General features: G+C 47.0%; 29 protein-coding genes. All 29 read right to left on the bottom strand.

Annotation, left to right across the window (positions count from 1 at the left end):
* Positions 1 to 978: 978 nt before the first annotated feature.
* The 29 genes from ACYX4J_RS07645 to ACYX4J_RS07505 all read right to left on the bottom strand — a co-directional run bounded on the left by ACYX4J_RS07645 (position 979) and on the right by ACYX4J_RS07505 (position 25283).
* The gene (locus ACYX4J_RS07645; RefSeq protein WP_476178266.1) at positions 979 to 1479 is read right to left on the bottom strand and encodes a hypothetical protein; all 501 of its coding nucleotides are present in this window, start codon (positions 1477 to 1479) and stop codon (positions 979 to 981) included.
* A gap of 79 nt (positions 1480 to 1558) precedes the next feature.
* Positions 1559 to 1966 carry a hypothetical protein gene (locus ACYX4J_RS07640; protein WP_476178265.1) on the bottom strand — a complete coding sequence of 136 codons (408 nt, stop codon included), beginning with the start codon at positions 1964 to 1966 and terminating at the stop codon, positions 1559 to 1561.
* A 70-nt stretch (positions 1967 to 2036) separates the two neighbouring features.
* Positions 2037 to 2321: a hypothetical protein gene (locus tag ACYX4J_RS07635; protein WP_476178264.1), complete on the bottom strand. Its 285-nt coding sequence runs from the start codon at positions 2319 to 2321 to the stop codon at positions 2037 to 2039.
* Between the two features lie 68 nt (positions 2322 to 2389).
* The gene (locus ACYX4J_RS07630; protein WP_476178263.1) at positions 2390 to 2971 is read right to left on the bottom strand and encodes a hypothetical protein; all 582 of its coding nucleotides are present in this window, start codon (positions 2969 to 2971) and stop codon (positions 2390 to 2392) included.
* Between the two features lie 95 nt (positions 2972 to 3066).
* Complete coding sequence (locus tag ACYX4J_RS07625; RefSeq protein WP_476178262.1) at positions 3067 to 3378, bottom strand: DUF4288 domain-containing protein; 312 nt, start codon at positions 3376 to 3378, stop codon at positions 3067 to 3069.
* 56 nt (positions 3379 to 3434) lie between these two features.
* On the bottom strand, positions 3435 to 3962 hold the full coding sequence (locus ACYX4J_RS07620; protein WP_476178261.1) for a hypothetical protein: 528 nt from the start codon (positions 3960 to 3962) through the stop codon (positions 3435 to 3437).
* 302 nt (positions 3963 to 4264) lie between these two features.
* Positions 4265 to 5131 carry an RbmA family biofilm matrix protein gene (locus ACYX4J_RS07615; protein ID WP_476178650.1) on the bottom strand — a complete coding sequence of 289 codons (867 nt, stop codon included), beginning with the start codon at positions 5129 to 5131 and terminating at the stop codon, positions 4265 to 4267.
* 398 nt (positions 5132 to 5529) lie between these two features.
* Positions 5530 to 5916, bottom strand: a complete 387-nt coding sequence (locus ACYX4J_RS07610; protein WP_476178260.1) for a hypothetical protein — start codon at positions 5914 to 5916, stop codon at positions 5530 to 5532.
* Between the two features lie 8 nt (positions 5917 to 5924).
* Positions 5925 to 11240 carry a hypothetical protein gene (locus ACYX4J_RS07605; protein ID WP_476178259.1) on the bottom strand — a complete coding sequence of 1772 codons (5316 nt, stop codon included), beginning with the start codon at positions 11238 to 11240 and terminating at the stop codon, positions 5925 to 5927.
* Between the two features lie 2 nt (positions 11241 to 11242).
* Positions 11243 to 11638: a hypothetical protein gene (locus ACYX4J_RS07600; RefSeq protein WP_476178258.1), complete on the bottom strand. Its 396-nt coding sequence runs from the start codon at positions 11636 to 11638 to the stop codon at positions 11243 to 11245.
* An 11-nt stretch (positions 11639 to 11649) separates the two neighbouring features.
* The gene (locus ACYX4J_RS07595) at positions 11650 to 13851 is read right to left on the bottom strand and encodes a phage tail length tape measure family protein (RefSeq protein ID WP_476178257.1); all 2202 of its coding nucleotides are present in this window, start codon (positions 13849 to 13851) and stop codon (positions 11650 to 11652) included.
* Between the two features lie 3 nt (positions 13852 to 13854).
* A complete protein-coding gene (locus tag ACYX4J_RS07590) occupies positions 13855 to 14121 on the bottom strand; it encodes a hypothetical protein (RefSeq protein WP_476178256.1) in 267 nt (88 codons plus the stop codon).
* Positions 14121 to 14546, bottom strand: a complete 426-nt coding sequence (locus ACYX4J_RS07585) for a hypothetical protein (protein WP_475709853.1) — start codon at positions 14544 to 14546, stop codon at positions 14121 to 14123. Before ACYX4J_RS07585 ends, ACYX4J_RS07590 begins: the two co-directional genes overlap by 1 nt.
* 2 nt (positions 14547 to 14548) lie before the next feature.
* Positions 14549 to 14962 carry a phage tail tube protein gene (locus ACYX4J_RS07580; protein WP_476178255.1) on the bottom strand — a complete coding sequence of 138 codons (414 nt, stop codon included), beginning with the start codon at positions 14960 to 14962 and terminating at the stop codon, positions 14549 to 14551.
* Between the two features lie 26 nt (positions 14963 to 14988).
* The gene (locus tag ACYX4J_RS07575) at positions 14989 to 15396 is read right to left on the bottom strand and encodes a hypothetical protein (protein ID WP_444914635.1); all 408 of its coding nucleotides are present in this window, start codon (positions 15394 to 15396) and stop codon (positions 14989 to 14991) included.
* 151 nt (positions 15397 to 15547) lie between these two features.
* Positions 15548 to 16180: a hypothetical protein gene (locus ACYX4J_RS07570; protein ID WP_444914636.1), complete on the bottom strand. Its 633-nt coding sequence runs from the start codon at positions 16178 to 16180 to the stop codon at positions 15548 to 15550.
* A gap of 100 nt (positions 16181 to 16280) precedes the next feature.
* Positions 16281 to 16829 carry a hypothetical protein gene (locus ACYX4J_RS07565; protein ID WP_444914637.1) on the bottom strand — a complete coding sequence of 183 codons (549 nt, stop codon included), beginning with the start codon at positions 16827 to 16829 and terminating at the stop codon, positions 16281 to 16283.
* Positions 16830 to 17020: 191 nt separating this feature from the next.
* Entirely contained in the window at positions 17021 to 17431 is a 411-nt protein-coding gene (locus ACYX4J_RS07560; protein WP_444914638.1) for a hypothetical protein, read from the bottom strand.
* Between the two features lie 87 nt (positions 17432 to 17518).
* Complete coding sequence (locus ACYX4J_RS07555) at positions 17519 to 17899, bottom strand: energy transducer TonB (RefSeq protein WP_444914639.1); 381 nt, start codon at positions 17897 to 17899, stop codon at positions 17519 to 17521.
* 125 nt (positions 17900 to 18024) lie between these two features.
* A complete protein-coding gene (locus ACYX4J_RS07550) occupies positions 18025 to 18231 on the bottom strand; it encodes a hypothetical protein (RefSeq protein WP_444914640.1) in 207 nt (68 codons plus the stop codon).
* Positions 18232 to 18289: 58 nt separating this feature from the next.
* Positions 18290 to 19135, bottom strand: coding sequence for an IS3 family transposase (locus ACYX4J_RS07545; RefSeq protein ID WP_282933833.1), 846 nt, complete (start codon positions 19133 to 19135; stop codon positions 18290 to 18292).
* Between the two features lie 8 nt (positions 19136 to 19143).
* Positions 19144 to 19452 (bottom strand): transposase, encoded by a 309-nt coding sequence (locus ACYX4J_RS07540; RefSeq protein WP_282933834.1) that lies wholly within the window; start codon positions 19450 to 19452, stop codon positions 19144 to 19146.
* 121 nt (positions 19453 to 19573) lie between these two features.
* Complete coding sequence (locus tag ACYX4J_RS07535; protein WP_476178254.1) at positions 19574 to 19930, bottom strand: hypothetical protein; 357 nt, start codon at positions 19928 to 19930, stop codon at positions 19574 to 19576.
* A 69-nt stretch (positions 19931 to 19999) separates the two neighbouring features.
* The gene (locus tag ACYX4J_RS07530; protein ID WP_476178253.1) at positions 20000 to 20356 is read right to left on the bottom strand and encodes a hypothetical protein; all 357 of its coding nucleotides are present in this window, start codon (positions 20354 to 20356) and stop codon (positions 20000 to 20002) included.
* Between the two features lie 106 nt (positions 20357 to 20462).
* Entirely contained in the window at positions 20463 to 20855 is a 393-nt protein-coding gene (locus tag ACYX4J_RS07525) for a contact-dependent growth inhibition system immunity protein (protein WP_413665440.1), read from the bottom strand.
* 73 nt (positions 20856 to 20928) lie between these two features.
* Positions 20929 to 22137, bottom strand: coding sequence for an IS91 family transposase (locus tag ACYX4J_RS07520; protein ID WP_476178252.1), 1209 nt, complete (start codon positions 22135 to 22137; stop codon positions 20929 to 20931).
* A gap of 334 nt (positions 22138 to 22471) precedes the next feature.
* A complete protein-coding gene (locus ACYX4J_RS07515) occupies positions 22472 to 22768 on the bottom strand; it encodes a head-tail joining protein (RefSeq protein WP_444914643.1) in 297 nt (98 codons plus the stop codon).
* A 7-nt stretch (positions 22769 to 22775) separates the two neighbouring features.
* Complete coding sequence (locus tag ACYX4J_RS07510; protein ID WP_476178251.1) at positions 22776 to 23147, bottom strand: capsid cement protein; 372 nt, start codon at positions 23145 to 23147, stop codon at positions 22776 to 22778.
* A gap of 87 nt (positions 23148 to 23234) precedes the next feature.
* Positions 23235 to 25283 (bottom strand): ClpP-like prohead protease/major capsid protein fusion protein, encoded by a 2049-nt coding sequence (locus ACYX4J_RS07505; protein ID WP_476178250.1) that lies wholly within the window; start codon positions 25281 to 25283, stop codon positions 23235 to 23237.
* Positions 25284 to 25291: the final 8 nt, after the last annotated feature.

The raw sequence follows: 25291 nt of genomic DNA, 5'->3' as shown, positions 1-25291 counted from the left end.
TACTTTCCTTATATGCTTGAGAAATCAGTAGTGAGGCGAACTAAGCCAGCCTCGGACCCTATTGCTATGGAAGAGGGAATATAGCAGCTTCAGGACCTGCTTTGATATCAGTCTCTACTTGCATGATACTTTCCTTATATGCTTGAGAAATCAGTAGTGAGGCAAGCTAAGCCAGCCTCGGACCCTATTTCTATGGAACAGGACTTACAACAGCTTTAGGACCTGCATTGAGATCAGTCTCTACTTGCATAATAAATCTCCTTACCTTTGTTTCTTGTCCTTTGACGATACCCAAGGTGAAAAGTTATGACAATACCCAAAACACATTTTTTTTGATGGAGTATGCAAAAGAAGAGAGGTGTGAAAACTCCTACTTACCTAAATTGCTGCCTCTACTAGCAAGCTAACCCGGCCAGCTCTATGGCTGATTTGCGAGCGGTCTACTTTATAAATGAAAACCGCCGCTCCAATCTAGTGCCACAATTAATGAGGGTTCTCGTAAATATATACAACGATCCTCCGAGAGCAACCACCTCCGGAATGGAGCAGCTTTACGCTAGCATACAGAAAAGCGACCTGAATATAGTCGATAGGATGCAGTAACTCATTATGAATTAACGTATGTACTCCAGCTGACCATTTAATCTTGCCAGGAACTTTGAGATTCGCCAGATAACAAATAGGAACACTCCCCACCATATACCACCAAATAAATTGGTTGAGGCCACCGCGAGCATAAAAACAACTATCTCAAGTGTAATTGCCCATAGTAGGTTATCACTACTCTTGACACTTACTACTGCATTGCAATTTACACACTCACATACGATGCCCGGTATACAAAGAGCTTGGAAGGCTAATTTTTTACGAGATATAGTGCTCCCCTGACAATATGGACAATCCCTGTTCTTCATAAAGGCCCTCAACTATAAATCTATATCACGTCTCGTTCAGTTTCGGATATCGCGCAGCTAATTATTAAAAATAATGGCCACGCTCCCGCAAAAAATTCAACAAATAGCCATGACCGCTTAAGAATGAAGATAACCGAATTATTTTGCCACTCTTGAATTTGAGCACATACCAAGGCCACCAACAATTAAACTCTACTGATTCGAGATCGCACCATTTTTCATCTTTCTTACCCGTCCAAGGAGTTACGAAAACAATCGAAGTGTCATTATAAGCCCCTTTCACAAAGAAACCTTCAGCTATGTAATATATAGCGGCAATGCCAAAACTAAGGGTTAAGCCAATAAGGGCTATTGTTTCCCCAGGCTTATCTACCTGATAATTTCCGGTTAAAAATACTCCGAAAGGAACTACCGAAAATAGCAAAGTAACCAACCCAAACCCCTTTGTGATCAGACCAAACTTTAGAACTCCTTCCTGTTCAGCGTAAACAGACCTTTTTCTTTCGTATAAAGCCACAAAGAAGCCTATCGCACCCGCAATCAAACCCTGCCAACTGATATCCATATAAATCCTAAATAAACTCTATATCTAAGACACTTGCAGTAAAACCAAAAGAGAGCCACAGCTTTGGTTCCGAACGCCTTTACTTATTAAGTATTGCCGTCTTCGACTGCACAGCGCCATTTACCGTAAAATATAATTCTTCAAATCTATACTCCTTAAACTCAGGAAATACAAACTTAAAGTCAATTCTTGTGCGGCACTTGCACATTTCATTTACCCCAGATGGAAACACCTCATCCACCGCAAGCGTTAAAGAATCGTTGCCAATGTAAAGCTCAGGATTTGCCACTTTCGCGGCACAGTTTATAACGGTAGATAACTCCGCAAACACTACCTCACCTTTTGAATACGAGGTAGATGCAGAACCAAAATTAACCGTGGACTCAACGCAATTTTTTTGATTCATCTCTAGCTTAAATAAATCAACATCATCTTCAGCAAATACAGGCCTGCAAAATAATAATGCAATGTATAGATATTTCTTCATAAATAATTAACACCCACAGTAGGATCGCTCCATAGAGGCCAGAAGAGGAGCAGCAAATTGCTTGTGAGCACTAAGCATATTCTTGCTTTATTGCCCTTTCTAGACATTGAATTTCTATTCGAATGGTTGGATGTCTACGAACCCAAAATTCACCTAAAAATTCATCTATCGTTCTATTTTTGAGTAATTCCTTCATGCCCTTAGCATTGCGAGCCTGCAGGAGTTCATGCGCCATCCCAAGTACGTCTTCACTATAATCTGCTTGAATGGTGCCAATTTCTTCATCCCACTCCTTTTGAATTGCCGAAATTAGCTTACCCGCTGCCTTTTCTGATATTGATTTTTCTCTGGCCATATTTTATATGCTTAGCGCTTATTGCATGCTCGGTAAACCGCAAGGTTGACACCCAATGCCTGCATTTGTTACATGCCAAGCAGTGCGCCAATCATACCGCCCCACATGTAAATACTCATTAGTAAAAGCCCAGTGTAACTAACTACATGAGCGCGAACCATTAAACCTGATATTGTTATTGACCCCTGATAGTTTGCTTTAAGCCAAAGCTTAGATAAGTGCCAGCGCTCATAAATAATAGTTAAAATAAAAGTAACAGTTAACCATATAAGTGATAGTGGCCCCAGAAGATCCGTATGCGGAGCTCCTTCGTATGCCCAAGTACCCATTAGAGATGCGTAGTCTTTAAATGGTTCTGGAAGAGACATAGCTAATGCAGTAACAACAGCCAATATAAAGGGAAAGCCGAGACCTACAACTATAGTTGAGCCTAAATTGACTAAAAAAACCTGCTTGAATGCAGTTACTGGATCAAGGTCTGTACATTTGCAGTAAATGAACGTTTCAGAGGCTAATATCCAGACTTGCCCATAAAGAAAAACACTACCGCTGATAAAGAGTAGAAGAGGTCCACCACCATTGGCATAGCTCGCTAATGGAAATACCAGCAAAAAAATAAGTAACAACTTTTTTCTGTTAATGAGATTCACTCATGACTCTCCATGGCCACTTAACGCTGGTAGAATTGACAGCCGAACTGTCCAGCCCAGCCTGGGCTGTGCGGCCTCGCACGGCCTGGTTATGCTTATTCCGGAACATATAGATACTTCAAATAACGCTCTTTATAAAAAGACTCAAGGTTCAGGTTTGACTGAAACAACTCGGACCAAACTTCGTAATTTTTAATAAGCTCATCACCATCCTGCTTGTAACAAACTTGCTCTGGGTGCATATCAAAACCATTATCTTCAGCGTATTCCTCAGCTTCTTTTCTCGCTCTACTATGGGCTTCTTTGAACGATTCAGCCCTTATACAAACCACCCTTTCTTCAAAGATATTCAAGCCCTTAGAACTTATTCCGAAGTGGTAAACACTTCTAACACCATACCAGCTCAACTAATTTCTCCTCAAAGAGCATAACGCCGCCGGTAGGGGCCTCTCACCCGGCCTTATTAAGCTCGCTGTATTCCCCTCAGTTTCCACAACAGATTTCCTAGACCAGAGGCTCCAAAGCAGAGAAAAGCACCGATCACTACCTCTACCACCGTGGTAATCTGAGCAATAACTGTTTCGGCGTAATTACTATCATTCATGTACGCCCTTTCCGAAAAGTGAATGAGCCACATTCCGTTATTAACTAAGTCAGGGATTGCCCATGAAAGGATGTATACCCCCAGAAGACAGAATGCAATTGAAAGCAACTCTTTCCCATTCTTTGAGAGCTCAACATTATTGTCAGACTCGTGAGGTAATAGTTTCTTTGCGACCGAATTTGGGAACTTGAGGAATATTAGCGCAAGTAAAAAAATCAAAGCGATCTCTATTACAGTCACCACTGCGTACACCTGAATACGCTCATCCAATTCATATGAAAGCATCCCCAATGACATATATTGGCTAGAAATTGTTCGCAAGCCTAAAAATATCAGCAACACGCCGCAAACTCTAAGACCAGCTGATAATAATTCTTGAGGTTTCATATGATTCCTTTTCTTCGCTTAACATCCAATGCAACGGTGAACGTTATCGCTCCTAGCCTGCAGGACAAGCAGTGCTGCCTATGTTTCTGTTTGTTTAACGCTACTGTCGCCACGCTTTATTTTCCTGATATTCGTTTTAGTCACCAATGGACTAGCCTACTCAAACCCGCACCAAGGCCTCAACCAATCCACTCTTTCTCAGATCTCGCCAACAACAGGACTTGCTCACCCTCTCGATATTGCCATTTATGCAGCCTGAATAGGGCAGCTGGGACACAAGAGCGCCCCAGCATGCTTAAAACTTAGTCAGCACTCTTTGTAAAATACAGACTATCTTTCACTCGATTACCGGTGCTTGGATCAGTTACATACCAAGTTAGTTCGTAATCCCCAGCTTCGAACCAAGCAGGTATGTTTAGATAATTTCTAGTGTAATCTTTCGCCTCAGAATAATTTAACACCACATCCCTTGACTTATGAATGGGATAATTATCGCCGTTGGGTAGAGTGAGTACACTCCATTGCTCAAATGTAACCAGTGATTTCGAAGAATCTAAATTACGAATATTCGCATCATAATTGACTCTTCCTCCGTAGGAAGGAACTAAAAATTCAGCAGGTTCGTCAAGTACAATCGCCAACTGAATGTCAGAGACATCACCCTCTACAACCAATTCAAAATCCCAGAAATCTACATAACCACCGGATACATGATACGTAAACTCACCTTCTCCATCGAGAAAATTCTTTGCCAAGATACTATTTCCATCCCCACAGAAATTGATGCTTTTTTGTAGCTGTGGTACAGGGTTGGGGTTTTCCGGTGTTGGAAAATCTACACTCCTAACAAGCATCTGCACATACGCTTCAAAAATAGGCAAAGTGAAAGGTCCTTCAGGTTCACTTTGCACTGAATAAGATACTGATGAAGCAGTTCCATTATCAACTTTACCACTAATACAAACTTCATTAATGGTATCGAATTGATAACCAGTATCTAAATTTACCGCGTGCCTGATTCCATCTTCCATCCTAAAGGGGAACGGTTCACCTAAGTCTATTTTTGTGCTTATTGTCTCTGCTTGGACTAATGCCGATGCGCAGATTAAAGCGATACCACCGATAGAATTTTTCAACACAGCCCTGTGCAGAGGGGAATTTGTAGTCATTTTTTTCAAAATTAAAATCCATTACATACATTATGAAACACAACTTACTTCGGACAGTTTTTAGAGCTGAATCCTTATAAAGCAAGACCAGTTCCTTGACAATCAAGCATTTATCGAATGTCTTGGCAGTTCCAATCCAAGAAAATAACTTTACCTGTTTGCCAGGCTAAAACTGCCCGAAGCATTGTATTTTACCCTTCCCCATCCCTACAAAATTTTTTCCTACCTAACCGTACCAGATACAATAAAAACTGAAGGCGGCACTACTAATTAATCTGGTTATCCCAATAAATATCTTTACGCGAAAAAAATTGCGTAAACACCTCAGCCAAGTTTATGCCTACATCCCCAACAACCATCAGTAATAATTCTTGGCGATTAGCTCCTAACTGTTTTAGTCACCCGTTAGGGATCGCCATAGCCGCAATAGAACTGTGCACGGCAAGCCGATTGGCCACTTCAACAATACAGTCAGACACCAAGCCAGCAGCTTCATCAACAACATTTACCGTTTGGCCTGCATCCGTGGTTAACGTCTTAGTGGTGACGTACACCGTATCCATAGAGTCGCCGGCCGCATCGGTCTGCACATTGTTCTGGCTGTCGATTACGGCAATCACGCATTTGAGTACGGCCACCGCCTGGGCTTCAGCGTTCGCAGACTCTTTTTTTTGAGTAATGGTTGCTCGCACAATGGTGCCGACGCTATGGCCATCATCGATAGTGTAAGCAAACTGCCAATCAGCCAGGCCTGGCACTCCATCTAAAACGGAAAAACTGGGCATGTCGCCTCCTAAGGTTTTATATCGATATTGTGAGTGATTACTCGGTGCTCGGGGTTCACACCGGCGGCAAATGAGATTCCACCGACAGAGATTTTGTAGACGGTGCGCAAGCCTGCGCACTCGACGTTAACGACTTTTTCCCAGGTCAGCGGATCACAGTTATGCAGGGTCCCAAGCGCAACGCCCACACAATCCTGAGCCAAGTAGACGCGCCCTTCTCTATCCGTAACTGGGGTTTCTCGACTGCAAATAACTTGCGCACCAGTCTCCATCGTCAACACTACGCAGAGCACATTGTCCTGGGGTTTAACGGCTTGGATCGGTGCAAAGTGAGTATTGGAGTCACCCACATCCCAGCATTCGATTAAATCTCCAGGGTGGCAGTTATCTGCTAACAATCCATCGCGCAACCAGGTACCGGCTGCAACGCACCAGGGATCAACCGGGGTGGTAGTGCCACCACCATCTGAAGGGGTTGTGATAGTACCTACAGTCCTTCTACCAATCCCAGCAGAGAGCTTCCAAATCTGTGTCGTTGTGTAATAGGTAACACCACCACCTGTATAGTGCGGGTCATCAACATAGATGTAATACTTGGTAGAAAAACTCAGACCGGTTATGGAGCCGCTATTGTAGGTAACGGTATAACCACCATACTGAACCGTATGGCTCGCAATTGTGATTTTTGCGGACGAGCCGTCATCTGATGCGGAAATGATATTGCTGCTAGTTGGTAAAGCGGGTATCGATCCAACATTTTGTGGAAGACTGCGCTGGTCCGCAATTTGGCCATATTCATTCAGTCCACTCATGTATTGGGCAAACCCAATCAGTGGACGCGGGTTCTGATAGATCCCACCGCTCTCAACACTCTCTGAATCAGTGAGGTGTAATTCTCCTATAACAATATGATCATCAGTGGGATTAAAGCTGACGTGCTTGGAGCTGCCATCATAATAATGCGCTCGAAATTCACCGCGCTCGATGCTGACACACATAGCGCTATAGCTGCTGTCCCAATAGCCAGTGCTCGCACGCACAACAATGTAAAGCAGCCCAGCATACCCTGGATTTAGGTGAACACTGGGCACAACCAGCATCTGCCCATTCCACTGAAACCAACCGGGCAAGTTTGCATTGGGGTTTCCAGTCGCACCAAACCCGCAAAGCATGGCTTCGCCTGGCGTTTCGTTGTCTTCCAAATTTGTTCCGCTATTGATCTTTAGGTAAAGGCCATTGCCGGTCGGCTCAACCTCATCAATGCGGATATAGTCAAACTGAGTGCGCCCGATTTTATCGTTGTAATTGACAATTGCAGTGGGAGAAAAGTAGCGCACGTCCGCGTGCAGTTGAGCGGGCTGGGCAATTGAGTTGTAGCCCAAAGAAGTTTCCACTTCGGCAGTATCACTGGCATTTCCTTTAAAGTAGCCCGTGTACTCTTGCCACGCCTCACCTGCTGCCTCGACGCCTGCGCAGGCGATATAGTGCTGCGTTCCGACAGAATCATCCCCATTGCGATTACAGCGAGTGCCATCAGCACGAAAACCAGCAACGCCTATAAATAGGCTTCTATCTGTATCGCCTTCATTGAAAACAGTAGCGCGAGCCCGAAGGCGATAGAGCTTATCCGGATCAAAGGGGAAGCGCTCGATATACTCGATAAATGCCTCGCCATTGGAAGCTAGAGTCCCTGTACCATCGCCACCAATGCGCAAAACATTACCACCAGCACGCGCCCCAGAATCTTCAGTTTTCACATAGTAGATATTGTCCTGAGTATTACCGCCAATAATCGGCCAATCTTCCTTTGCCGTGGAATCCACAAACGCATCAATAAATACGGAAGCGGAAGCTTGTTGTGCGCGCAGCTGGGCCCGGCGCACACTCTGCATTGAGCCAATGAGAATTCCATCATCAGTGAACTGTCCGGTGGTCTCGTCATAGCCAATAATATTACGGGTGGAGTCAAACGCTTTTTCTCTCGTAGCGTCTATCGTCGCACTGAGCAATGCGGTTTTTTTGTCGTAGGCGTACTCCCAATTACTGTCGAAAATAGTGCGGCTAATCGCGGTATTTTCTTGGCGGTCGTCCCAGGCTGGTGTTAACCCCTGCAAGTAACTGGTGAGTGCTGTTAATGCATTCGTAAAATCAGCGCGCTCAGCATCCAGTACAGTACCCACATTACTGGCCAAGATATCCAGATCCGTTTGATCGTTAATTAACTGGTTGTATTCGCGAATCACCTGCAGCTTTTCATTCGCGTGCAGTACGCCGTCTGCAGAAATATTGCCCAGGTCTTCCAGCGCTGCCTCTGCATCTTCCTTAGCCTCCTCTGCAGCATCCAGGGCTACCTGTAAATCGGGGTCTAGTGCTGGATCTTCCTGATCTGGATAGGGAAGACGCGAGCGGGGAACAAATAGAATTCGAACTGCATTGGTTCCCAGACAAGTATTACCTAGGCCAGCATTACCGGGACTGGTGGGACTATCTCCATAACAGGCAACAATTTTGCTGCTGGTAAGTACGGGCATCGGGTTGTCGGTACCGTCCACTAAAAGAACAATGCCACCTGGGGCACCGCCGCCACCGCTGCCACCGGCCACACCTCGAACCCCTACCAAGCCTGCACTTGCATCCTCGCCGGATAAATCAAGCTTGCCGGAAACCCCAAAAGCAATCCCCCGGGCTACTACAACAAGCCCCGCGCCACCTGCGCCGCCATCCCCCCCTCTTCCATCTCGCTCGTGGATATTATCCGCTCTGTTGTAGTAATAACCGTCTCCGCCATCAGCACCGCCGCTACCGCGTATATCGTCGGGAATCCCTTGAAGGTCGCCGGCATAATTTTCGATATTGAGCGGCGGCATGACTTCATTTCGGCCGGTGACCACCTCACCACGGCTTGAGCGGTAAATATATCCGGACTGATTGAAGCTGCCCGACAAGCTGCCATCACCACCACGGCAGGAACCCAAAAAGCCAACTCCGGTATTTCCCGGGACACCGGCCAGTGAACCCTCGATCTGCAAGACACCGCGCACCCGCAGCTCCACATTGTTGAGCACGGAAAGCGTGAGGCCTGCCGGTATAGTGAGGTCACCCAGGTGGTAATAAATCGATCGGCTATCAGTGTTGCCAGTAAGCGTGCCGTCTGCCGTAAGGAAACCATCAGAATCAACACTGAGACCTGCGGCCGCCATTGACGTCCCTTCGCTCTCATACCACTCATCTGGCAATTCAGCGCTGGTGCTTTCGGATTGATCGGCAATCATGCCGGCAGGTTGGTAGCTTCCGAACAGGTCAACACTGACCGCGCCCGTCACTTGGTTAATACTGACCCTCTGAACCTCCATAGCCCGATCTAAGCTGTATTCATCCATCCCTAAAGCAGGAAGTAGCCGGATGTAATCCAGCTCATAGCTATAGTCTGCAGTGTGGTCATGGCCAATATCGATGCGGATTAGCTCGATATCACCGCCGGTCCAGTCGTCCTCCTGGGATAGATCCAATACAAATTCTTGCCACTCATCTTTAACACTGTTCATCCGCTCGATAAGATCGAGCATTTCATCCGCGCCCGCTGAAAAATAACTGCTACTTCCGGTGTGTTTGAAAAACAGTTTACTGCCTGTACCTGCAGCGATCGGCTCATCACTGGTGCGACGAATGCGCAACTTTATATAGGGCAGATCCACACCAGGAAAAGTGGGGGAGAAACTGCGGCTAATCCAGGGATTCTCACCAACGACATTAATCGCCAGCACTCCATCTTTCACACTGGATGAGGTGATGCCATCACGAGGTATCCAGCCCTCGTTATCACTGGTGAAGTTAAATTCATAGGGGCGATCCCCTCGAATCGAGTGATCGCGCAGCTGGGGTAAACTCACCAGCACTATATCCCCTACTTCCAGGTCATTCTTACTTGGGAGTAGGCCTAGGCGCAGGCTCAATGGAGGGCCGGCAAAGCGATCCCTAAGCGCATCAAAAGTGTTTTTAATCGTAGTGTAGGTGTGGCGTGAATTATGGAGCCCTCTAAATGCCAAAGTATGCTGTTTTGCCTCACCATGAACAGCGATTGAATCAGCATCAAGTACGTGGTTTGTACGCAGATACTTGCCATCAAATCCAGGCTGCTCAAACCAACTCCATTCAACAGAAAATACATTCCGCACACCCGCCAAGCTATATTTCAGCTCACCAAGGCTGGTAACATCATCAGGACCAATTGTCGCTACACTTCCAGAGTCGGCGAGTACTCCAGCCATACGACGAAACCCCAACTGGCCGGCAGCATTAACTGGCATAAATGCACCGAGCAGCAGATTGATTTCAGTCTCGATAAACTTCTTGCCATCCGCTTCTTCGAGTCCGTCGAATCTTAAAATCTTACCTTTGGAGTGGTCGCTGGGCTTGTACCAGTCTGAACCTATATTTTCGAACTGATCGCGGATCACATAGTTAGGATCTATCCCTAGATGCCAATTGCTGGGCAGTACATCATCGGTACCTAAGATAGCGCCAGTAAGAAGCGCATACGCCAGCTGAGGGCCTGGACCTTCCAGGTAGACAAACTCTTCTACTTCTACCCCGCTTTCATCATCGCTGTCTTCTGGGAGTATATGGTCACGAGCATAAGTGCCGAACAGCCCTCGACTACAGCCAGTAAAACTACTATCGGTTTTACCGGTAGCCCGAACAATTTCGAAACCATCCTGATATTTAATTTTCAGGTAATAAACTGATTGATTCGGGGCATCGCCATAGGCTGAGGTGTGCGGGTTTGGTTCGAAGCTGCTTGCATCGTAAACCTGTAGGGTAACGTCAGATTTAGAGAAGTCTGCAGCTAAGCGCGTACTGTTAAGCACAAAGATATCACTGCGCATTTCCCGCTGGATATCTCTACAACGTACACGGTAGATACCGTTTGTATAAGAAATAGATTCCTCAGCAATTTGGGTCTGCTCAAGTCTAAAATCTTCCCAGTCGAGACCGGCAAACCCCTGATATAAGCGGACTGTACATCCCTTAATACCACGCCCATTCTCCAGCTCATCACGCAGCAAATAGGATAACTGAGCGGCAATATCGACCACTTCAAAGGAGATTGCTCCTATCTGTGCCAACCCCTGCTCAGGAATAATTTTTTGGCTGGTGGAACTGCACTTCTTTAAGGTCCCAAGAATCGCATTGGCAGGAAGCCCAGGAATATCCGTATGACTACTGATATAGAGCGGCATGTCATAGCCAATCTCAATCACCAATCGCAATTGCCGCTGCGGAGCCTGGTTATGCAAATCAAATATTTCAGTGTTGTTGCGCATAATTAAGCAATCACTTGAACCGTGGTAAACGAGAAGATAAAGCGACCATCTTTCTGCCGCTTTTCTTTGAAGGATTTAAATTTGAGTTGCACTTGTTGAGGGTCATCGGTGAGATCCACGGAGCCATAAGCATCGAAAGTAAAGAACTCACCGAATGCGCAGCTTCTTTTAAACTCGCGCCAACGCGCTAATTCTGTGCTGGTAAGCTTGAGCGGCACTGTTTGGCACGTGTACTCCTCTTCGATGCGATAGATCGTGTACTCACTTTGCCCGCTGAGCGCCTTGTGCTCTTTACCCTCAAGCCGGTCACTGCTGTCATAGCGCTTCAGTTTGGCTTCAATCTGGAAATCACTACCATCACCAACTAGTGAACGAGTTGGAGTGTATTGAATCAGCATGAGCTACTCCTTTATCCAGCAAGCTCTAGAGCTTGACGGCTGTTCTTATCGAACAGCACCAGTTCTCCCTCACTCATCTTGGTTTGAATTTCTTCTATAAATCGTTCACCGCTATCGCCAACGACATCTCCCTGAATCTGGATAATCACTTGAGAAGCTGGCTGTTGCAATTCCCCTTCGACTACTTCATCAATACCAGACACACCAGGGCTCTCTACGACTGAACCCGTTGTGCTAATACTGGGTGCGGCAGCACTGCCTGAAACGCCGCTGGGGGCCTGCAAAGAGGACAACATCCCGGCTATTTCAATGCCTTGGCCGATAGCACCGGCAATCATGGGAATATTTTGCGGGTAGCCAATTTCTGAGGCTTTGCCAATATTTTTTGCCAGGGAAACTCCGGTAGAGAAAACAGCCATTGCCATCTCTGCTTTCGCCGCTTTTTCGTTATAAGCTGCCGCTGCAGATAGCACTTGGCTGGCTCCGGAAACAAACAACTGAAGCTTGCTTTTGTGGCCGGCCTTATCAAGCTTCTCGCGCTGCTTACGGTGCTTTTCTTCTAAAAGGGTGAGATTGCGCTCATAGGTATCGTGCGCAATTAATTTGCTAGCAAAGGCCTGATCCAACAGGGCCATCTCTTCATCCTGCTGGACTTGCAGCTGCTCCATTTCGGTAAGCCAGGAGAGCTGCAAAGTCTCCAAACGGGCGAGCATGCGCTGGCGTTCAGCTTCGGTAAGGCCATCCTCACCGGCTTGGCCCTCTTCACCTTCACCATTGGCTGTACGCGCCTGCTCTTCGGCCAGGGCCATTTGGTAACGGTCTTTCTCACGCTCCGCATATTCAGTGCGCAGTGCCTCAATAGATTCAAAGCCTCGCCTGGTAAGCTCTTCCTCGGCAACTTGCAATGCAGCTATTTGTTGCAGTCGCTGCTCATGGTCGAGCTGGATCTTGCCTTGTTGATCGGCTAGGAACTGATCTAGTTGGGTTAACTGAGCGCTTCCAGCCTCTTCCGCCATCGCTCGCTGTTGGGCGATACGATCGCGCTCAGATTGTTCCCTCGCGGCTTCTTCAGCTTTTCGCTCTTCCTGCTGCCGCTTTTGCTGCGCGGCTATTTGTTCACTCTGTAGCTCGGCAAGTTGGCCACGTATCATTTCAGATCTGTTGCGATGGATTTCGACCTGAACCTGAATGCCATCAGCTTCCGCCTTGGCCAACATCTTTTGATGCCACACATACTGATTGTGTAACTCGGCAAACTGTGTGCGCTGCTTTTCTTCATCGGTAGGCGCGAGCCCCCGCCGCAGGGTATCCACGGCACCGGTTAATTTATTAATGCCAGCAGTTGCAAGGCCTGTAGAGCCCGAGGTTTCACTCAGCCCCTCTAGGAACTCCTGCCACGATTGCGCCAAAGAATCCGTCGCTCCGGTAAGGCCACCTGCTTCGGCAGATGCTGCACCTCCAACCTGCTGCTCCAGCTTGAGTAAAATCATGCGCTGGGCTTCGGCAACACGCCCTGATTGCTCCAGAGTCCTGATCTGCTCCTTTTCTGCAGCCGTGAAACTGACCCCGGCACGTTTCAGTGCGGTGATTCCGGTTGAGGGTTCCTCTAGCGCCTTACCTAACTGAAGTGCCGCGTTCTTTGCATCGCCTCCCATCACCGCTGCCATATCCTGGCTGAGGCGAATAGCATCATCGAATACCGGGCCTTGAACACCTTTAAAGGTGAGCAATATGCCCTGAGCTTCACGGATACCAGTAACACTAGCCAGGGTTGCGCGGGCCACTGAACGGGCTTGTTCATCCAGCTGCTCTGCAGTTCGACCACTGGCACTACCGGTCGCCTTCAGCAGTGCCTCAATCTTGAGCTGACCCCGCTCCATTTCTTCACCAGCACGAATACTTTTGTACATCACGGCTGTGACACCAGCGATCGCGACACCAAAAGTCGCCCATGCCAAGTTCCCACTGGTAAGCAATCCATTAAGCGCACCGACTCGACCAGAAACACCCCCCAAGGGACCATCGATAGCGGCGACACCCTGTGCAGCTCCGCGCATGGAACGGCCAAACATATCCCCCGCTGAACTGGTGGACTTCAGTTCTCGGGTTAGCTTTTTATTGCGTGCAGTAGCTTGGTCCATCTCCCGCTTATATTGCGTGGAGCGTAGCTCCAGGTTGGCCACCATCGTGGCCATGGAAGTTTGTTTTGCCATTGCTCAACTCATGGAGTTCCAGATTGCGATTTGCTGTTGCACGGTTTTGGGTTTGCGCGCTTGAGGTAGGTATTGAGAGACTTTGCCTCCCAGGGTGCCGGCAGCGATATGGGCGAGCTGCCACTGCTGGACTTCGGTCTGTAAGGGCCGCTCGGTGTGGAATTCATACCAGTGGTCCAACTCGGTAGAACTCATAGAGCGCAACATATTGAAATAATCGGGACGATTAAAATCCCGCGCGAGCTGCCGGGCAAAGTAAAAACCCGGCACTAGCCTTTTTTTTCGGTGCCCTCGCTTTCTATTTCGCTATCCGCCTCTTCAGTTTGGACATCGACAAACAGCCCGGATAGCTTAGCCGCAGGGACATAGAGCACATCGATCAATTTAGGCGTAACACCGCGAATCAGCCGCTGATGAATATCTTCCAGTGAATCCTGGCAGTCCGGCTTCATCCAGATGGCATAGGCAACCAGCAGCAGTTTCTTACTCACCTCCCCCATACGAAAAGCCCAAAGCTGGCCAAAGGTCTCCAGCTGAGTTTCCGGCAACTCTTCATCTTGGGGCAGTGGAATATCTTCAGTAGTTTTTTGCAGATACTCACAGCGGTGGTAGGCACTCAGCTCAAAAAGCTCGACTTCTTGCTGACCGAAAGAAACGGTTTCAGATTCTAAAATAGGCGCAGGGACAAAACTCATAATTAGCTACCTGCGGTTACTGTGGGTTTACCGGAAATCTTAAACTTCACGGTGCGGGTGATCTTGTCATCCTTGGGTACCGCCTTACCCCAGCCGGTAATATGGCCGGTAAATTCCACGGTGGTACCTTCTGGGTATTCAACCTTGTAATGCTTATTGGTATCGGAGTCGTAATCTGCACGCAGTGCCTGCTGGCCGCTGTCGGTTTCTTTCCAGATCAAAGTAATGGAAACCTCGCCGGCATCCCGCAAGCCGGAGGGGTCATAGTCCATATAGCCGCTAGTGCCATCAATCGGGGTCATGTCGACAGAACCGCGGGACTCTTCACCGGGTTCAAGATCCAACATGCCCGCCACCTGGGAATAGGAGCTGCCATCATCACTGCGATAAAACTTGGTTTTGTAACCTTGTGCCATAGTTATGATCTCATTGGGTTGAGTAATTAAAAGTCTGTGGGCTCAGTGGAATACTGGGCGCTGTAAGTAAGACGCACTTCGCCCAGAGGGTGATCTTGATCTAGGGCAAACTGCGTTTGGCTAAGCAGGAATAAGTCACAGGTGCCCTCAAGAGAGTCATCTTGCAGTACGCTCTCAATATCGGCCGCTGCTTGATCCAGCTCGACATAAATATCTCCGCTGCTCTTCACTACTGCGGCAATAGTGAGATCCAATTGCCGACTGGTGCCGCCGTCCATTTGGTGGTCGATCGGTTCATTTGCAAAGCCCACAATAATCGCAGGCAGCTTTTCCGGGCAGATGCTCTCTGTGGTACCAGCTGAGGGGAAGTTGTAGCCGGATAGGGTTTTTAGTTTGCTTAATACAGCATCGCGGATGGTGATGCGTTGGGTCATTGGGGATTGCTCCAGGAATTTTGGGCATAAAAAAACCCGCTGGTGCGGGTTTGAGTGTTTACATTACAGCAATGCTTACCAAACTAACAATCTTCTCCTTGACAGCTACCTAAATATCAAAAAACCACACAAATCACAAAAAGGGACAGCTTTACTCATAGCCACTAGTTAGATCAGATTTAAAAGATTCAATCGATCTAATCCGATCTAAATCAATGTCACTATCGGTAAATTTCCTGTTTTTAGGTTTGTCTCTTTTTGACCATTTATAGAGAGCATATGCCACACCTAATAAAAGTGGAATAAAACCTAGTGCCAATGCAAAAATAAAACCAATTGATACAGATGTAAGAGTTGCACCAGCAACAACAAAACAAAATGAAATCTTTAATTCAGAGTATTTTTTAGTGTCATAAACTATCGTATAACCCAACGCTTCAAATGTAACTATTACCGTTTTCTCTCCAGTTTTATACTTTAGGTTATGATCGCCTCCGGACACTGATTTCCTATAGCGTTCTATTCCATTTTCATCTTGGTACTTAAAAACCGCAAATAATAGATTACTTTTTGTTCCTCTAGCTGTTTCCCAAATTTCTGAGACTCCACCCGCGACTATTGCATTATATTTAGCACCTAAAGTTCGTTGATACACCGAAATACTAAAAATCACTAATCCTATGTATAAAAGCAAGAGTCCTACAAGAAGAAGTATCACCAGAAACAATACATCATTTGGATTAATCAATATCCCTTTTTCAAGATTATTTAGAATAAAATCCATGACTATTGAGCTGCCCCCTAACCGATCAATATTTAAACAATCACCATTTCTGCCGATCTAACGCCGCGCTCACAATTAGGCGTCGGCCTGCAGCGCATTGTTATGGATTGCAGACCTCGCTGAACTGTTTGCTAAATGCTGATTGCACATTAGGGAAGTAGCTACTTTTTGACACAAAACTATTTAGAACATCTCTAGCAGCGAAAAACTGCTTTTTCTCTTCACTAGACATGCCTTTTAGGAATAGATAGTAATCTTCATCAGCGCTCATCGCCGCCTTTTCTGATGTATAGAAGGAATCATTGGCCATAGCTAAATCCACTCTACTTCCCAACGAACCACTTGAAGTTACTTTTAACGAAAATCTAGGCACCAATTTCGCAATCGTACTACCAGTATTAAGTAGACTTGGATCGATAATATTCAATTTTTCTGCTACATAGATATCTAATTTGTTGTAGCGTACCTGAAATTTTACAAATGGCTTTATGATTTTGAAAGCTGCCTTATCCTCTTCGAAAAGTTTTTTTGTGGCTTCTAGCATCGATACACTTTGAGAATTTAAATATTTTTTGTATTGCTCGATTTCACATGATGCATTTGCAAGACTGCAATACATAAGGTACATCAGAAAAACTACATTCTTCACTTAGATCTCCATGATCCATAGCGCCCGCAACAGGGGCGACCAATGCTGTGCACATATTGTGCTAAAAAGGGAGCGCAGCGACCAGCACAATATGTGGATGGCGTTGGGCGTCCCGCGGAGGCCCGAAAGGCCGGAGCAATCTGCCTGCGATTGTTATGAGGGATTATGGGTACATAGGCTCCAAGTATCCCTTACTCTATAGCTATTGAGAGGGCAATAGATTTTCCATGGCAGTTATCCCCAAAATGAATCACCGTATCTGCGACCTTTGCCGCTGATTCGCAGAGAAGAAACACTGTACGGAGATGGTCTTCACCTCTAATGGCTGATGGGTAGAACTCTCCAGTAATAACTGAATCTTTTTTCATCTGCACAGTAAAACTAGCGAATTCATATTCAGCGATTTTGGTAACAGTAGTAATTTCAATGACCTTACAGCCTGGATATGCGTCATCGTCTAAAAGTTCATAACTGATCCCAATCTCTTGGGCGGCGTGAAGATCAGCATTAATCAATGGGTGATCGATTTCTCCGCATGATGTCATCGAAGCGCAAGTAGAGCCCGAAAATAATATTACTACGAGTAAAAGTAATTTCTTCATAGCGACTCATAACACCTAAATATGGGGCCGACGCTTACATAGGTCCCAGTGCGCGCTTTTCGCGCACGGTATAATTTTCTTGTTAGGCTATTCATCTAGCCCGAAGCTTATTGTGACCACTATGCCCTTTTGAGGGCCAGTGTAACGATAATACTTTGCAGATTGTATTGCCGCTTTACCGAAATCATCAATAGGGTGTGATACGACAACTTCATGATTTAAAGTACAGCCAGACTCATTTGTATCGAATTTTATTTTTGCATAGCCTTCCACTCCATCCTTAAGAGCCTCTCTTGGATAGATAGGCTTCTTTAGAAAGTGATAACAATTGCCATCCTCCTGGCAATGCGGAGGGTTGAGCTTTTTCCCTGCGCAAAAATCACTCTCGCGCTCAATGAGTTTTACTGGTCTTTCTTCAGCAAAACATAAGTTTGTAAACAGCACGAGAAATGGAAATAAATTCTTCATTCACGTTTGCCTAACGCCCAGCACACGGGCGGCCGAAACAGAGCGAAGCGGCGTGTAGGCCGTCCAGCCTGGCGCTTTTTGCCGGGCTTTCGTGCTGCTGCTTGTTAGAGTTTGTGGCACTCATGTTAATTTTTAAATGACAATATTTTGAGACCAAGACAAACCAGCGCTCCAATTAACACGCCTTGCCCAGCAGCTATGATCGGAACTAATGGTACGGCTAAAAGCATATTACCAGGGGCGTCAGGTTGTACCAAAGCAGCAATTAAGAACAGCGGCGTAAAGATAACGGAAACACCCGTAGTCCAACCTTTCCATATTTGTGTGAACATTAATTACACTCGGTTTTATTGGTAGCTTGGTCTTGCCCACAAAAAGTAGACACTCTAACTATGCGTATTTTCGTTCATACTCTGCTGGACTTACATAGCCCAATGCAGAGTGCCTACGAACCCTATTGTAGAAAATCTCAATGTATTCAAACACCTCAGATTTTGCTTGCTCTTCGCTTTCGAATGTTCCGGCATAGACCAGCTCGACTTTTAGCCTGCTAAAGAATGATTCCATTGCCGCATTATCCCAACAGTTAGCCTGGCGACTCATACTCGGCTTGCACTTACTTTCGGACAAGAGATCCTGGTATTTCTGCGATCGATATTGCACACCCCTGTCAGAGTGAACTAGCAGTCCAGGCTTTATTGGTCGTCGCTCTAGGGCCATTTTCAATGCTCGACGTGTCAATTCATCGGTCATCTGCGAGTCGAATGCCCAACCTACAATACGTCGAGAGTACAGATCCATAACTACCGCGAGGTATAGCCACCTATCCAGAACCCAGATATACGTAATGTCACTGGTCCAGCGGCAATTTGGTCGATCCACATCAAAGCAACGCTTAAGTAAGTTGGCGGAGACGTTAATGCTCCCCTCTACGGGCTGACTATATCGAAAGCCTTTGCCGTTTCTCGCTTTAATATGTTCCTGTTGCATAAGCTTAGCGACGTAGTTCCGCGAGCATGGCTCACCTAACTCTTGAAGCTCGCAAGCAATTCTAGGCGCGCCATAACGACCTTTAAACTCAACAAACGTCTCTCGGATTTTCTCGATTGTTCGTATCTCTCTAATCGTGCGAGCAGATGGCAATCGCCCCCGCCATCGATAATAACCCGATCTTGAGACTTCTAAACACCGACACATCAAACTAACCGGGAATGACCCTACATGCTCTTGTATCAATGCGTACTTTACTCTTGGTGGTTCGCAAAGTACGCAGCTGCCTTTTTTAGAAACTCAACCTCCTGACGAGCTTCATGCAGCTCCTTCTTGAGTTTGCGAACTTCAGCGCTTTCCTGTTTGGAATAGTCGACACCGTCTAAACTATTGAACTGCTTATCAGACAGTCGATTAAATTGACGACGCCAGTTGTAGATCTGCTGTGCGCTGACGCCTAGCTCTCGCGCCACAGAAGCCGTTGTTGCTCCAGCCTTTTCCGCTCTCTTAACTGCTTCTCTGCGGAACTCCTCCGTATACGCCTGAGTTCTTTTCTTACCCATGATACACCTCCGTGTTAGGCCTAAACCTAACTATACAGGGTGTCTACTAAACGTGGGTAAGTCTTAGCTCTAACGCCCAAAGCTGCGGGTGCGAAGCATCCGTAGCCTTTGTTTGTTAAATTTAGTTCTCCATACCACCAGAAACATACTCCCGCAGGGCTTCAATCCCAACCCTAAACGGATGATTCTCATCTAATGGTTTAGGTTTTTTTGAGTAGTCTGAATAATTTAAAGCCCTCATTTTTCTCTGCATCCATCCCTCGTTTGTGGTGGGACAGTATGCCGCTGTACGTAACATCGTTTGAAAAATGTATTGACTGGGGATCAAATCAATTACTTCAGAAATATTCTTTGACGTTATGTGTTCTAGAAATCGATCACATGCCTCTCCGTTGGGTATTTCACCGGAGTTATAGGCCTCTAATACTTCTTCATATGTACGATAATTATCCATGGTTTTGCAATTTAACGTCGCCATAACCGGCAGCCGTGCGCAAAGCGCGCTTTAGGCTGTCCAGCCACGAAGTGGCGTTGGTTGATGGCCTTGTTATGCATTTACTCGTACCTTATTAAAGAATAACAATGGCAGACCAATAGATAATGCTAGCGACCAATCATAAAAATAAAAACCTATTAAAGCATGAAAACCTATTATATACATTGTTTGTTCGGGGTATTTTCTTAGGAAGAGAAATACACCACAAGCAAAACAAACAAGCATTGACGCAATACTCAAATAAAAAAACTCTGAAGCATCCTCTGTAAGTACATAGATCAAGGTACTCTTTGCCGCTTTATATGTGCTTAGTGCCTCTGGCTGGGCAACAAGTAATAGAATTGTCCAGATAGCAAGAAAGTAAAAGACGCAAAGGAAATTTAGTGCTCCAGATATCTTAAAACCCATAACCTTCTCATGATGCATAACGCCAAGCGAATGGGCTGGCGCTGCGTAGCAGTGACAGTCCAGGCCAACTGGTTGGCCGAGCATTGCGCGCCTTGTTATGGCTCATTTATTGGTAAACCCGAGAGTTCAAAGGTGGAATAAGCTCTTCTGTGATTGTACCCATTATTATTTCTAATTCGCTTTTGATTTCTACGAGTTGGTTGTTGAACTCTGGATACTGCTGCCAAAAGTTATCAGGAACTGCAGCAATATTTGCCAGTAAATCTCCTTTGTACATGTCACCTTCGGCCAATGGGTTTACAGCAAGAATATCAAGAGCAACGGGAACCAGAAACCTTAAACCAATTTTTTGACCAATTAGTATGCGTAGGTTTTCGACCGAAAGTTCCGCTAAAGGAACTGACCATAAACGGTGACATTCAGCGGCTAGACTTGAGCCAAAGTCAGGCCTGCCCCATTTTTCTTTGTGTAGCTCTTCGAGAGATTTTGATAGATCCACGATAATCCTTTAAGGGCCATAACGCTTAGATAACCTGCACTGCAGGCGGTAAAAAAATGACTTGGCATTGAATTTAGGCCGAACTAAAGAGGCCCATTCCTGCAGTGTCTGGTTCATCGCCATGTTGTACATTCCCGCCGGCACTATCTTGCCGAGCCGCCCTCTTTATAAAGGAAATTCCTTTTTTCGCCTTAGACCACACTCTGCCAGTCAACTTTGTAGATTCATGGCACTGCCCACACTCTACCACCAGATCTTGGATTTGCAATCCAGCTGGGAGTCGTTGATCTTTCATTAAACCCACTTGATTACTACATAGATCGTGCTTTTTCTTATTGCACCCAGCATATAACCCATAACTCCGTACCATGTGTTTTCCTATTGGAGGTATGTGCTGCAAGACACGTCTTAAGAACTCCTGAGGCTTTAATCTTAGTCGCTTGCGTCGCTGGTCACGGTGATCAAAATAACGAAATTCCAGCTCCTTATGATCCACGTTTAATATCTGCTTTGGCTTCAGCGGGCCACCTTTGATATATCGTGAAAAATACAGAAGCACTCCTTGTCCATGCTCATATCGATCCTGAATACGAACTGACCATTCTTTGCGATAGCAAGCTTTAAAGAGAATATCAAACTGGCCAATGGGCCAACTGGGAGGCAGCTTGATTAGCCCAGCACGATACTGCTCTAGTAACAGCGCTTGAAACTTTCCCCTATAAAGACTCTTAACCACTCGCACAGGTAATAAATACTCACCTGTTTCTTTCCAGTTTTCTCTTAAAGTCAAACCGCCAGCGGTGATCAGGCAGTGTATATGTGGATGTAAAGTTAACTGTCTTCCCCAAGTATGCAGAGCCATAAGCATCCCGGGGGTTACGCCGTGATAGTCCTTACTTGCCATCAATTCAAATAGCGTTTCTTTACTCGACAAAAAGAGTATATCTGTAAGCTTCTCCTCGTTGTATTGCCATATCGGCAGATACTCATGAGGTATAGTAAAGACCACATGAAAATGTTCTGTATCAAATAATTTACGACGCTGCTGATCAACCCACTGGAGCTGTTTTCTGCCTGAGCAAAGGGGGCAACTTCTATGCCTACAAGAATGATGCTGCTCAGTGACATGGTTGTGCTTACAACGATAATAACTGCTTCCCATCGATTTTGTACGGCATTCTTGTATCGAGGAGATAGCCTTTAAATTTTTTAGTGGTTGCGCAGTATTAGATAAATAACCACTGTACGCAGAAAATATATTTTGCAATACCCGGTTATGCATTTTCTAAAATGCCTCTTATAATTTAAAAGTGGCACCACTCCCGCGCAGCGGGTTTGTACAACATTTATATAGTGGTCATCATGACCACTATTATTTTGACTACTATTTCTGATACAAATTTACGCCAATACGCCATCTTCTTCCACTAAATCAATAGATTACGATCATTTGGTACTACCGGCCCATCTAGAAAAATGATCAACTTGACCACTATCCCCATTTTTAACCGTCCCTTTAACCCACTGATTTTAAAGCATTTATTCGTGATTTTGAGCAACTCAAAAAAATAACAGTCACAACGATCATAAATCCTGTGCTGAACTACCCGCTGGGGCTACCCATACACCAGCACCCGCCAAACCACCCCATCATCCGCCAGCCGCTTGCGAACCTTATACTCCACTCCACCCAACGTAATCACCGCCTCTGAGTTGTAAGCCCCCACCTCACTCACCAGCAGGCTCAACTCAATACGCGCCACCCGCAGCCGCTCCTCCTCATCGAACTCGTCGATCTCCTGATCGAGGATTACCTTGCAATCAATGGGGACGCCGCCGCTACCATCGGTATAGGCAGCGGCTTTGCCCCATTTGCGGAACGCGCGCTCTGCGGCTCTCTGGTCCAAGTCCATGGTTCACCTAGGATTTAACAGTGCCAGGGACGCCGGTAAACTTCACGGCAAAACTGGTAACGCCATTCCCGGCAGCCTCTGCGGCGACGGCGGTGGAGCCGGTGATATCACCAGTAGCTGCGGTGGCTGCATTACTATCGAATGCGCTGGAGGCAACCACCCAGGTGAGGGTTTCGCCCTGATTGATTTCTGCGGCGGATACCTTGGGCACGGTGAATACACCATCAATGGCAATCACCCCGGAGGCGCCCACGGCGATATCGTCCATCGCGACACCCAGGACGGCACCTGCGATTACCACCTGGCCGGAAGTAATCGCTGCGCTGGTGTTGTTGGTGTAATCGAGCATGCGCCCGTCTTGTACAAAATTCGTAGCCATAATCTTTCTCTCAGTGGATAAAGCAGTCGAAATAAAAAAGGCCGCGTATTGCGGCCCTTTCCGGTTTAGTTTCAGTTGGGATTGGAATTAGGTTTTGGGTGTTTTCACCATGCCTTTCGCATCCCACGCTTTGGCTGCGGCATCCAGGCGGACTTTGAATTCCACGCCGTCCACGCTCCAGCCATTTTGCTCTTCTAGGACTGGGGCTTGCTGGCCGTCCAGATAGAGCACTTCGATAGTGTCGTGCACTGCCGGGTCGGCATTGAGGTACCAGCCGTTGTGGCCACTGAGGCGCGCATCAGAGAGCACTTCGGCAATATTGCGAACGCTGTTCGGCGTGGTGTTGTTTTTCGTGGATGCGCCTACTTCGTACTCAGACTCAAGTGCAACCTTTGCACTGCCTTCATCAGCAATATCACAGAGCAGGAACTTGGGCCGGATATTGAGTACCGCATCGCCATCCTTTTGCTTGCCCATCAATACCCGTGCGGCATCAATACTGCTTGTATTGATTCCCGCTGCGCTGGCGAGGTTGCCGTGACTAGCGTCGAACAGGGGCTTTTCGTCTGCCATATTGGGATTATTGAGCAGGATGCTAAATACCAGGTCACCTACAGTGCGCACAGCAGCCAGGCCCATCTTCTGTGGGATACGAGTAAATGCGCCCAGGTCATCGTTGATGATGGCTTGGCGGTTTATAGAAAAGAGTTCACCGTAAGTGGCCAGAGCGGCTGTCTCGGCGCGCTCGCCGATAGTCACATATTTAAATTCTGCCCCCGCTGCTACTTTACGAAGTGAGGGGAAGCTACCCAGGTCTGTGCGGGTTGTCAGTTTAAAGTCACTGAGGTTGCCGACGCTGGTAAAGCGCGGGAAGATCTCTTGTGCTTCTTCATAGCCTTTCAGCATGGATTTATTAGCAATATTGCCAAGGACAGTCGCGAAGTCACCAGAGCTATGGGTAAACGCTGCGGCGACCACGCCCATCCGATCCAGGCCAGACAAGCTCTGCCCATGGGCCTGCATCAGGATGCGGGCAATCTCCATCATGGTGTAGCCACTGAGTTCATTGCCCTCTGTGCGTTTTTCACCGAGGGCACGCACGGCAATGGCATTTTCGGCATCAGCCTTGAGGCGTTTCATCCCCTCACCTTCCTGCACCACTACGCTGTAGCTTTGCACTGGGGTTGGGGTTTGATTGCCGAGGGCTGTGAGCAGTTTGTCTTTGGCTTTTTCAGCGGTGCAGTCCATATCATTGAGACATTCCTGCATCACAACACTGTGCGCTTCGAAGCCTTTAAATACGGCCGTGATATCGTCTTTGCGCTTTTTCTCATCGGCGGCAAATTGCGCTTTGGCATCGGCGGCAATCTGCGCTTTCATTTCTGGGGTAACCTCGGGCGCAGCGGTTGCAGCTGGCGTGGTGGAGGTAGTTGTGGTCATAGCTTGCGCTTCCTTGGTTTGGGTTTGGGTTGGATTGCCTGCAACCGCAGACGGGAATCTAAATTCAGCGGGCCCCTGCATGACCAATGCGTTAATGGCTTGAGGGGTGTTTTTAAATTGATTTAAGTGATCGGCACTGAAGCTGGCAGCCATCTCGATGGCTGCGGTGGTGTCGGTGGCAAAACCGGCCTCTACCGCTTCGGTGCCGGTATACCAAGTCTCGTCATCCATCACTTGGCTGATGTCCTCATCCGACATTCCGGTGCGGGAGGAATACAGGCTTTTCATGGTGGCTTTAACTTTGGCCAGCAGGCTCTTGGTTTTTTCCAGAGCGCGCTCGTCACCGCGAACACCGGCACTGGGGTTGTGCACCATGTAATAGGCGTTCTCGGCAATATGGACCGTATCCCCGGCGAGGGCGATCACACTGCCCATACTGGCGGCGATGCCTTCAATCCAGGTTTCCACTTCGGCTTTATGGTCTTTGAGCAGGTTATAAATAGCCGTGCCGTCGAACACATCCCCGCCGGGGCAGTTGATGTGTAGATTGATCTTGCTGACATCGCCGAGCGCTTTCAGGTCTCGGGCAAAATCTTTTGCGGTCATGCCCCAGCCGCCGATAGAGTCATACAGATAGATATCAGCTTCACTGGTATTGGCGGCAGCGGTCATGCTGTACCAGGATTTATTCGGCATAGCTGCCT

The sequence above is a fragment of the Microbulbifer sp. ABM4_008 genome (assembly GCF_056311705.1).
This window is presented reverse-complemented; position numbering and strand designations above follow the sequence as displayed.